This is a genomic window from Paenibacillus aurantiacus (assembly GCF_042431225.1).
Taxonomy (GTDB): Bacteria; Bacillota; Bacilli; order Paenibacillales; family Paenibacillaceae; genus Paenibacillus_Z; species Paenibacillus_Z aurantiacus.
Map to the genome: position 1 here is coordinate 92,801 of NZ_JBHMDO010000002.1, position 11,373 is coordinate 104,173.

Consider the following 11,373-nt stretch of genomic DNA (forward strand, 5'->3'; position numbering starts at 1 on the left):
GTCGTACCCTCCTGCTTCTGCTTTGCTTGCACGCGTCAGCCGTTTAATGATCGGGAATCAAATCGAACTGCTTCGCCAGCTCTTCCGCGCTCAGTTGCATCGCTTCGAACCGTTCCCGTGTTTCGTCCTCCCATGCTTTCGGCGCTTCCCGCTGCAAGACGGCATACACCATTCCCGCCGATTTCGTCAGCACCTCGATAGCCCCGCCCTCCGTCTTCCACTGCTGTTCCAGGGCGTCCCATTGCTTGAGCGGTACCGCGTAAAGCCAGAACATTGGCGCTCTGCGCTTCGTCTTGGCCTCGTAATATTCGAAGGCCGTTCCATCGATAACGCCGCCCGTCTCGAGCTTTTGTTCCAAGCGGCTGACCGTCACTTGACCATACCAGCTCTCCGGAAAACGCAGCGCATACCCTTGGGCATAATCCGCATACCGCCGCTGAACCACGTCAAACGTCCGGTCGCCGTCCCACTGGCGACGCTCTTCCACCCACAGCGTCTCGGCATAGGATCGGTCATCCGGCTGCCCCGGCGCTTCCACCAGCGTCTCGATGTCCAAAATGCCGTCGCCGTTCCCGTCGCCGCTGAACGTCGAAGAAGCGTTCCACTGCTCCTCCTCCCGTCCGGTCACCGGCGGATACACGCGCATCAGCCGTCCATTCGTCCATGCCAACACGTTCGTCAGCGAGGAATGGGCGCCAATGCCGCCGTCCATGATGACGCCATAGCGCCCCGCGGCGATTTGACCGACGGCCAGGTTGTAATACCCGTCGACCGTCCCGTCGATTGGCGCCGCCAGCTCGTCCTTCACTTTCCCCTCGGACACCCGGTACAGATGCAGCGATGCCGTCATCTGCTCGCGCTCATGCTGGATGACCACGAGCTCGGCCGTTCCATTACCGTCCATATCGCCCAGCTTCGCCTGCTCGTACGTCAGCTCCGCCAGCGGCACTGGCGGCGACTGCAGGAGATCCGCGTCCGCGTCAATGGTATAGATGAAGAGCCGGTGCTGCGGCTCGTCGTATTCGTTCCAGCCGACGACCATCTCGGGGCGGCCGTCGTCGTCCAGGTCGTCCACCGCAAGCCAATCGACGCCGTACCCGGTCGACTCCGCCAGCGTGAACCATTTGTGCCAGCCCTGCCTTCCGCCGCTCGTCCCCGAACGCATGACCATGACCTGCTCGACATCCAGGTCGGTCACGTACGTGACGATCGCTTCTTTGTGCCCGTCGCCGTCGACATCCGCTTTGCGTACGGCGGCCAAGCTGGTCTGATCCGGAAGCGTCAGCTTCGCCCTTGGCGGCAGCGCCACCCGGATCGCCTGAGCCAACTCGGCATTCCCGTTCTCCGTCTGCGGAACCGCCAGCAAATCCGAGGGGGCCATCGTATATTGGCAGCCCGCTGTCGTCAGCAGCGCCGACGCGGCGAGCAGTGTCAGCAATGGGCGGCGTATTTGCATAGGCGGCATATGTGGCCTCCTTTCTCCTCCTTTGATGAGGGAAAATCGCTCCCCCCACCCCCTCCGCTCAATGCTGTCAGGTTAAGAAGGGCTCCGCCCCTTTGACCCCGCTTTTGTTGCCCCTCGCCCCTTCCCCCTCCGCCGAGGGGAACCAGAGGACTTCGCCCTCTGGACTCCCTTCTTCGTGCAGCCACTATGGCTCGCGGTCGGCGGTTTGACTTGAGCAGGGCACGCTTTTGTCCTGTCGGACAAAGCTTCAGCGGGTCTTGAAGGCCATCCTAAGACATTATGGCTTCACCGGTCGTTTTTTCCTTAACCTAACAGCATTGCCCCTCCGCTGAGGGGGCTCCGAGGGCTCTACCCTCTGGACACCCGGTTTCGTGCTGGCTCGTTTGTTCGCGGTCGGCGGGTTGCTTCGAGTTGGCACGCTTTTGTCCTGGCGGACAAAGCTCATAATCGGCGTCTTTACGAGACGTTGGTTGGCGGTTATTCCTGTGCTTGATGTTCTATTAGTGGTTGGACTCGCGTTGCGACTGGGCCGCAAGGCTTACGCCTCCCTAACCTCTCAAACCGAACTTTCCAGCCCCCGCAGTTTACTTCGTCACTTCCTACTTTAACCCATTTTCTTCGAGTGCGCTTGCGCGGCTTTTTTATTTTGCGCCTTGGCGGCGAGCAACTCGTCGACCGTGACGAAGGTGTAGCCTTTCGCGCGCAAGTCTTCAATAATGAGCGGGAGCAGCTTGACCGTGTTGCGCAAATGTTTGCTGCCGAACGAATGCATCAGCACGATGCCGCCAGGGCGGGCGTTCTTGTTCACGTTGCTGCGCATGGCCGTCACGGTGGCGCCGTCCCAATCCTTCGTGTCTACCGTCCAGCCGACGAGCTCGCGCCGGTTGTCGCTCACGATCGATTTGAGCAGATCAGACACCGATCCGTACGGCGCGCGCACGAGATGCGGCACGAATCCGACCGCATGCTGGAACAAGGCATCCGTTGTTTTAATTTCCTGTATAATCTCATTCTCGTTCAGTTTGGCCAAATTGGCATGATGATACGTATGATTGCCGATACCATGCCCGTCCGCGACGATTTGTTTCACCATGTCCGGGTATTTCTTCACCTGCGTGCCAACCATGAAGAACGTCGCCTTGACGTCGCTCTCCTTCAAAACCTCCAATAGGTCAGGCGTATAGCGATGATCCGGACCATCGTCGAACGTGAGCGCGATGAGTTTATCCCCTTGCTTGGCTGCAAAATGCGCCGTGCCATCCGTCGGATTCTCCAGCTTCACGGGTGGGGTTGCCGCTGCTGCGTCGCCTGACGCCCCGCCAGAGTGCGGGGCATTCGTTGCACCGTTAGGCTCGAACGCCGCCAAGTTCGCGTCCTCCGGCCGCGCTTTGTCAGTGCTCGCGATTCCTTGCGCTGCCCCCGGCTGCCCCCCCTTTGCCGCATCGCCCAGAAGCTCTTCGCTTCTTCCTCCCGCACTGCTGCTGGCCGTTGTCGAATCTCCTTTATTTAGTAGTACCTCGAGCCCCGTCTGCGCGCTGCACCCAGCCGTCATCGCGACCGCAAGCGCCAGCGCCGCCCCTTTTGTCCATCTGCCTTTCCCGCGCCCTGCCATGCCAATCTCCCCATCTCCCACAATAGTTACTCCTATCGTAACGTAGATAGAGAAGAAAGTTGTTACAATCTAGTAACATGGCTCGAAAACCGTCGCCACCCGCAGCGCCGACAATCCCTTACAACCCTTTCCATTCAAATGTGTCGATTCTCCCCTTATTCCCCCATCCTCATCTGCTGCATAGCGCAAAAAAGCGGCCCCTTCCGGAGCCGCCGAACGACCTTACACGTATCGCAAAACTTTGCCGAGATTCCGAACAACACATTCCGAACAAGCACAAGCATTCGAGCGCGCGATCCTAGCGGTAACGCCCCCTACGCAACAGCATCGTTACCACGACCACTGCCGTCAAACCCGCTCCACGCGCATGTACATGCCATCTATGACGCCAGCCTGCTGCAGCGTCAGCTCTGGGTTGACGTCGCTCCAACTATGACCGTATTCGCTGATGGACAGACGCAAGGCCAAATCTGCCTCCACCGGCACATCGTCCCCAAGGCTCGCGACTATAGCAGGACTCAACTGATGAAGCGGCAAATCGGAGGGCAGCTCCAGATCGATCTCCCTGCCCGATGGCATTGCGATGACGGTCACAACCGTATAGTTCATGCCCAATCCCCTCCGATGTTCGAGTTCATGCCGACGTCCGGCTTTCACCATTAAACAACACCCTGCGCAATGGCGTAGTCACTTCTCTTCTACGCGTTCCTACCGTTGATCTACTGCATCGCGGCCAGGCTCACCAGGCACCCCGCATCGGCGCTATCTTATTTAACTTCTATCCCGTCGCATCAGCACAGCGTGCTATCCGAGAATGCGGCCTCGTAACTTTCATAGAACGGATTCCGAGCTGTCGTCCGCACGTCTCCAGGCAGCGCCCATGCGCCGGTCTGGTAGCGCGGCCAGCGGCTTCTTCTCCCCATCCAGCTCCACCTGCCCGATTAGCACGTCCCCCGGTCGATCGCCGGCCAGGGAGTTCGAATACACCGTCTCCTTCGCCCGTTCCATGCTCCGATGCTGCCTATAAGGCGCCATCGTCCTGGCGAAACGCTCCGCCTCCGTCAGCGTGACCTGATCGGGCGTAAAGCGTCCTGCAGGCGCGGTTATCTCCCGCTCGGACGACGACGCCGGCTTGCCGTTCATCATACGCCTTGCGACCGCGCCTCGTTCCGGCCACAAATCGATGACGAGCTTGCACGCCGAAGGCAGCAAATCTCTGCTCGGGGCCGTCATGATCACGCAGATCCCCTCTGGCGCGGAATCGGAGAGCAGCAGCTTGCCGACCTCCGGATGGGCGCTCAAGTCGCATATATTCGGGACGAGACAGACGAATGACGGCAGCGGAACGCCCCCTCTCGCACGATCGCCGCCGGCCGCTCCCCTCCGAAGGCGAAGCTCCGCCAAAAACCGATCCATCGTCTCCTGCCGATACCCTTGCGTCTGAAACAAATACCGGTACTCGCGCTCATCGTCCCAGCTATGCGGCAGCCATCTGAGCCAGCTCCAGGAATCGCTTCGCCGATCATCGAACAATGCCGCCACCTTCACTTCATCCGGCGCATGATGCGTGGCCAGCTGAACAACAAGCGCCCGCAATAAGGCCGCAGCTGCCTGTTCATCTCCGGTAATGCCGATAACCCGAAATTTCGCCACGTCCACCGCGACCGGCATATCCGTCAGTTCGCGATGCTCGGCCGCAAGAGCAGCTGCGGATGCATAGACAACGTCGCCCGCGCGTCCTTCCCGCTTGGGCAAGATGATGTTCAACCGGCTCGGTACCGAGCCAATGCCGGCTCGCAGATGAAGGAAATCCGGGTCGCCCGGTACCCGCTCCCATACGGAGGAGATCCGAATGGCCGCCCGCTCCAAGCATAAAGAAGGCTCCGGATGCGTCTCCTCCAACGCTTCCCGCTCTTCCTGCCGCATAGTCGACATCCGCTCGCGCTCGGATGCCCAGTGCGCTGCAATCTCAGCCGAGCGAACGTTCACCTCCCGCTCATAGGCCTCCAATCGGGTCCGCTGCCGGCGCCCCCCATATCCTGCGATAACGGCAATGATGACAAACGCCGCAAGCCCTACTGCCAAATAGCTGCTCGCGCGATGAGGGATCGGCCCATATAAGCAGGCTGCCAGCGCGGCCGAAGCGAAGCAGACTACCGGCAAATGTACCGTATAGTACTGCAATCTTGGCGGAGCCGACACCCCTGGCGGGCGACGCAGCTCGAAGCACGGTTCGAACGTATCCTTGCGTATTCGCGGCGTTCGCCGATAATAGAAGTAAGACAATTCCTTATTCACCAACTTAACCCAAAAATATAATACTTGTATAATAATGGCTTTTTGTTATTGTTATACTACCATACGCCCGTAGCCCGGAAAACGGACTAACTGCCCGCATTCGCTAAAGATTTATTAAGGATTTTTGGCCTCTGGCGGGATCGAGATCAGCGTGAAGAGGCATCATGTTCATCCGTCCGACGCTAAGGCGAGATCGGCGAGAAGAGAGCATCTTTGCCCTTCGACGCGAAAAAGGCGAGAACGGCCTCAGCCGATCTCGCCTTTCTATTCTTGCAGCTAAAATTGACAACCTGTTAACGCAGCGCTTTGGCCGCAATATCCGTCCGAGCGTGCATCCCTTCGAAATGAACCGCCGACACCGCTTCGTATGCGCGGGCTCTCGCTTCCGCGATATCGCGGCCGAGGCCGACGATGCCGAGCACGCGTCCGCCGCTGGTGACGATCTCGCCGTCCGTCTTCGCTGTGCCCGCATGGAACACGAGCGCGCCTTGCGCTTTCGCCGCATCCAGTCCGGTGATGACCCGGCCTTTCGGATACGACGCCGGATACCCTTCCGATGCCGCGATGACGCATACCGCCGCCTCGTCGCTCCATTCGATCTCCAGCTGATCCAGCCGTCCATTGAGGGAAGCGAGCACGATATCGAGCAGATCCGTCTTGAGGCGAGGCAGTACGACCTGCGTCTCTGGATCGCCCATACGCGCGTTGAATTCGATCGTCTTCACGCCGCTTGACGTCATCATAAGACCCGCGAACAGCACGCCGCGGAATGGACGTCCTTCGCTGACCATCGCTTTGGCCGTCGGCTTGATGATGTTCTCGATCGCGTCCTCCACGAGCGCCGGATCGATGTGCGGCAGCGGCGAGTACGTACCCATCCCGCCGGTATTTGGGCCTTTGTCGCCATCGAACACGGGCTTGTGGTCCTGGGCTGGCACCATTGCGCGCACCGTCTCCCCGTCCACGAACGCCAAGATGGACATTTCCTGACCTTGCAGGAATTCCTCGATGACGACACGGCCGCCGGATTGACCGAATACTTTGTCCACCATCATGTCTTGCAGCGCCTTCTCCGCTTCCTCGATCGAATACGCGACGGTGACGCCTTTGCCGGCCGCGAGGCCGTCGGCCTTCACGACGATTGGCGCGCTTTGCCGACGCAAATACGCCAGCGCCGTTTCGTAATCCGTGAACGTCTCGTATTTTGCCGTCGGAATGTTGTATTTGCGGAGCAGATCTTTCATGAAGATTTTGCTGCCTTCAATCTCTGCGGCGTTCTTGCGCGGTCCGTAGATCGGAATGTTATGCGCCTCGAACGCGTCGACAATGCCGTCCGCGAGCGGATCGTCCGGGCCGACGAACACAAGGTCGATCGCATTGTCCTTCGTATACGTGATCAAATCGTCGAACCGGTTCACCGGAATCGGCGCGCATTCCGCCAACTCGGCGATCCCCGCATTGCCCGGCGCACAGAAAATTCGCTTCACTTTCTCGCTCTTGCTCAGCGCCCACACGATCGCATGCTCGCGGCCGCCGCCGCCGATTACTAATACCCGCATCCGAAACCCTCCCCATTTGTGAAAAAGGAGAAGGAAGCCCGGCGCAGTACCCTCTCGTTCTGCGCCCCATGCTGCCTTCTCGAATTTGTTCGTGTCGCGTGACGGGCCGGTTGCACCCGAGTGGATGATCGGACCCGCCCACGCTTGATTGGCTTGCGCTTATCGCACCTTAACATCCATTGCCCAGCCCACTTTGACTCACCCGGCAGCATCGCCTCCGTTGAACGTATGCGAAGGCGGGAAAGACGCCGGTTGGCCCGCTTTGGTGCTAGAATGCGCTGGGCAGCCGCCTCGGTCTGGAATGGCCGCGTACGAAGCCCGTCGAACGCTCTCGCCAGGTGCTAGTGCTTGAAGTGGCGCACGCCCGTGAATACCATCGCGATGTTCGCCGCGTTCGCCGCGTCGATCGACTCTTGGTCTTTCACCGAGCCGCCCGGCTGGATGATCGCCGTGATGCCGTGTTTCGCCGCGAGCTCCACCGTGTCGCCCATCGGGAAGAACGCGTCGGAAGCAAGGATCGCGCCATTTGCTTTCTCGCCCGCTTGCTCGATGGCGATACGCGCCGCGCCGACGCGGTTCATTTGACCGGCGCCGACGCCGACCGTCATGTTGTCCGCTGCCAGCAGGATCGCGTTCGACTTGACGTGCTTCACGACTTTCCAGCCGAACAGCAGCTGCTTCAGCTCCTCTTCCGTCGGCTTGCGGTTCGTAACCACCTGCAGGTCGGCATCGGTCAAGCTGTGTACATCGGATTCTTGGACGACCATGCCGCCTTCGACGCTCGTCACGACCCAGTCCTGCTTGCGCTCGCCGGCCGCTTGGAACTCGCCGAGCTTCAGGAGACGAATGTTTTTCTTCTTCGTCAGAATCTCCAGCGCTTCCGGCGTGTAGGCCGGCGCGATGATGATCTCGAGGAAAATCTCGCTCAGCAGCTGCGCCGTATCGGCGTCGATCTCGCGGTTCGCCGCTACGATGCCGCCGAAGATCGAGGTCGGATCGGCTGCGTATGCCTTCTGGTATGCTTCGTGGATCGTTGCGCCGATGCCCACGCCGCATGGGTTCATATGCTTCACGGCCACGACCGCCGGCTCGTTGAATTCCTTCACGATCGCCAGCGCCGCGTTCGCGTCGTTGATGTTATTGTAGGAGAGCTCTTTGCCGTGCAGCTGCTCGGCTGTCGTGATGTTGCCCGCTTCGGCGATCGGCTTGCGGTAGAACGCCGCGCGCTGATGCGGATTCTCGCCATAGCGCAGATCCTGCACTTTCTCATACGTCACGGTATAGCGCTCCGGCAGCGGCTCGCCTTGGAGTTTGGAGAGGTAGTCGCCGATCAGCGCGTCGTAAGCGCCCGTGTGACGGAATACTTTGGCCGCTAGGCGTTTGCGCGTCTCGAGCGTCGTGTCGCCATCGGCTTTCACTTCGTCCAGCACTTGCTCGTAGTCCGCCGCGTCAACGACGACGGTGACGAACGCGTGGTTCTTCGCCGCGGAGCGGAGCATCGTCGGACCGCCGATATCGATGTTCTCGATCGCGTCCTCGTACGTCACGTCCGGCTTGGCGATCGTCGCCGCGAACGGATACAGGTTGACGACGACCAGGTCGATGTAGTCGAGACCGAGGTCCTTCATCGCCTGCTGATGCTCTTCGCTGTCGCGCACCGCGAGCAGCCCGCTATGGACCGCCGGATGCAGCGTCTTCACGCGGCCGTCGAGAATTTCCGGGAAGCCTGTCACGTCCGAGATGCCGATGACCGGCACGCCTTCCTTCTCAAGCAGGCTCGAAGTGCCGCCCGTCGAAATAATTTGAACGCCCAGACCGGAAAGCGCCCGCGCAAACTCCACGATGCCCGTCTTGTCCGACACACTGATCAATGCTCTACGAATTGCCAAAAGAATACCCTCCCAAAAGTTCGGTTCTTATACTCGTTCGTTCCCCCGTTGCGACGCAACTTGCACGACCTCAGGCCGGTTCCTGTGCCAATAGTGCGCTTCAACTCGCTATTGGGCCACCTTCGACCGCTCCATGCGCCAATAGTGCGTTACAACTCACTATTGGGCCACTTTCGAACGCTCAAGCGCCAATAGTGCGTTACAGCTCACTATTGAGCTACTTTTCGAACGCTCAAGCGCCAATAGTGCGTTACAGCTCACTATTGAGCTACTTTCGAACGCTCAAGCGCCAAAAGTGCGTTACAGCTCACTATTGAGCTACTTTTCGAACGCTCAAGCGCCAATAGTGCGTTACAGCTCACTATTGAGCTACTTTTCGAACGCTCAAGCGCCAATTGTGCGTTACAGCTCACTATTGAGCCACTTTCGAACGCTCAAGCGCCAATTGTGGCCTACAACTCACTATTGGGCCACTTTTCGAACGCTCAAGCGCCAATAGTGCGCTACAGCTCACTATTGAGCCACTTTCGAACGCTCAAGCGCCAATTGTGCGCTACAGCTCACTATTGAGCCACTTTTCGAACGCTCAAGCGCCAATAGTGGCCTACAGCTCACTATTGAGCCACTTTTCGAACGCTCAAGCGCCAATAGTGCGCTACAGCTCACTATTGCGCCACATTCGACCGTCCGCTCGCCAATAGTGCGCTTCAACTCACTATCGCGCCACCATCGGCCACCCGCCTTCCAACCTACAACGTCGTCACCGTCACGTGCCGGCCGTCCAGCGTCACCGCGCCTGCGGCGATTCGGCCGACCGTCCACGGGAGCACTTCCTGCTCCGCCGCATGGATGCGGACCGCGAGCGTCTCCTCGGTGTCCCCATCCAGCACTTCGACGACGCGCTGGGCGATGACCGGACCGCTGTCCAGGCCGCCATCGACGTAGTGGACCGTCACGCCGGTCACCTTGACGCCATAGTCGATCGCCTGCTTGATGCCGTTCATGCCCGGGAAAGCCGGCAGCAGCGAAGGATGGATGTTGATCATCCGCCCCGTGTATGGCTCGACCAGCACCGGCGTCAAGATACGCATGTACCCGGCCAGCACGATCAGTTCAATCCCCCCACGCTGCAGTTCGGCCAGAATCTCCCGTTCATACGCTTCCTTCGATTCGTAATCCTTGGCGCGGAACACGAACGTCTCCACGCCTGCCTTGCGCGCGCGCTCCACGACGGGCGCTTGTGGCTTATCACAAACAAGAAGCTCGAGGCTTGCGCCCTCGAGCCGGTCTTGTTGCGCCGCATCGGCGAGTGCTTGAAAATTCGTCCCCTGCCCGGAGGCAAACACGGCGATGCGAAGCTTGCTCATTACACGTCCGCTCCCGTGAAGGTAACGATGCGGCTGCCTTCCGTTACGGTACCGATACGGTAGGCATCTTCGCCGAGTTCCTTCGCGACGCGAACCGCTTCTTCCGCTTGATCCGCCGGCACGACGACGACCATGCCGACGCCCATGTTGAATGTGGTGAACATGTCGCGGTTCGTGATGCTGCCTTTCTCCTGCATGAGCTTGAAGATCGGCTGGATCGGCCACGAGCCGTATTCGATGTCGACGTTGACGCCATCCGGCAGCACGCGCGGGATGTTCTCGATGAAGCCGCCGCCCGTAATGTGCGCCATGCCCTTCACTTGCACGCGATTGATCAGCTCCAGACACGATTTCACGTAAATGCGCGTCGGCTCGATCACGACGTCGCCAAGCTTCTTGCCGTCCAGCTCAGGCAGCGCCTGATCAAGGCTGTAGCCGCTTTGCTCGAGGAGCAGGCGACGCACGAGCGAGTAGCCGTTCGAGTGAATGCCGCTTGACGCGAGACCGATGACCGCATCGCCAGGGGCAATCGTCTTGCCGTCGATGATTTTCTTCTTGTCTACGATGCCGACCGTGAAGCCGGCGATGTCGTACTCGTCCGCATCGTACATGCCCGGCATCTCCGCCGTCTCGCCGCCGATGAGCGCGCAGCCCGACTGCACGCAGCCTTCGGCGATGCCCGCGACGATCGCTTCGATTTTCTCCGGCACCACTTTGCCACAAGCGAGATAGTCGAGGAAGAACAGCGGCTCCGCGCCCTGCACGACGATATCGTTCACGCACATCGCCACCGCGTCGATGCCGATCGTGTCATGCTTGTCCATGGCGAACGCGACTTTCAGCTTCGTGCCGACGCCGTCGGTGCCCGAGACGAGCACCGGCTCCTCGTACTTGTCCTTGTTCAGCCCGAACAATCCGCCGAAACCGCCGAGATCGGTCAGCACTTCGGGACGGAACGTCTTCTTGACGTGCTTCTTCATCCGTTCGACCGCTTCGTTGCCTGCCGCGATATCGACGCCGGCTTGTTTATACGCTTCTGCCACTAACGTTCAACTCCTTAAAAAGTTCGCTTGGTTAACGATTAAAAGGGCTTCCCTTTGTTCCTCCCCCTTCCCCCTCCGCCGCAATGCTGTCAGGTTAAGGAAGTGAGTGGGGTAATAAGTAGTAAAACAGTAAAGTAGGG

General features: G+C 59.6%; 8 protein-coding genes. All 8 read right to left on the reverse strand.

The genetic code is table 11. The features are described 5' to 3' along the window. Positions 1-43: 43 nt before the first annotated feature. The 8 genes from ACFFSY_RS00745 to purM all read right to left on the reverse strand — a co-directional run bounded on the left by ACFFSY_RS00745 (position 44) and on the right by purM (position 11,233). Entirely contained in the window at positions 44-1,465 is a 1,422-nt protein-coding gene (locus ACFFSY_RS00745) for an FG-GAP repeat domain-containing protein (RefSeq protein WP_377488421.1), read from the reverse strand. Positions 1,466-2,069: 604 nt separating this feature from the next. Then, entirely contained in the window at positions 2,070-3,098 is a 1,029-nt protein-coding gene (locus tag ACFFSY_RS00750; protein ID WP_377488424.1) for a polysaccharide deacetylase family protein, read from the reverse strand. A 327-nt stretch (positions 3,099-3,425) separates the two neighbouring features. After that, positions 3,426-3,686, reverse strand: coding sequence for an EsaB/YukD family protein (locus tag ACFFSY_RS00755; RefSeq protein ID WP_377488427.1), 261 nt, complete (start codon positions 3,684-3,686; stop codon positions 3,426-3,428). 222 nt (positions 3,687-3,908) lie between these two features. After that, entirely contained in the window at positions 3,909-5,375 is a 1,467-nt protein-coding gene (locus ACFFSY_RS00760; RefSeq protein ID WP_377488430.1) for a type VII secretion EssC family protein, read from the reverse strand. A 293-nt stretch (positions 5,376-5,668) separates the two neighbouring features. Beyond that, positions 5,669-6,934 (reverse strand): phosphoribosylamine--glycine ligase, encoded by a 1,266-nt coding sequence (gene purD, locus ACFFSY_RS00765; RefSeq protein WP_377488433.1) that lies wholly within the window; start codon positions 6,932-6,934, stop codon positions 5,669-5,671. Between the two features lie 341 nt (positions 6,935-7,275). Then, the gene (gene purH / locus ACFFSY_RS00770) at positions 7,276-8,823 is read right to left on the reverse strand and encodes a bifunctional phosphoribosylaminoimidazolecarboxamide formyltransferase/IMP cyclohydrolase (protein WP_377488436.1); all 1,548 of its coding nucleotides are present in this window, start codon (positions 8,821-8,823) and stop codon (positions 7,276-7,278) included. 749 nt (positions 8,824-9,572) lie between these two features. Beyond that, a complete protein-coding gene (gene purN, locus ACFFSY_RS00775) occupies positions 9,573-10,190 on the reverse strand; it encodes a phosphoribosylglycinamide formyltransferase (protein ID WP_377488439.1) in 618 nt (205 codons plus the stop codon). Further along, entirely contained in the window at positions 10,190-11,233 is a 1,044-nt protein-coding gene (gene purM, locus ACFFSY_RS00780; RefSeq protein WP_377488442.1) for a phosphoribosylformylglycinamidine cyclo-ligase, read from the reverse strand. The genes purN and purM overlap by 1 nt, the downstream gene beginning before the upstream one ends. Positions 11,234-11,373 lie beyond the last annotated feature (140 nt).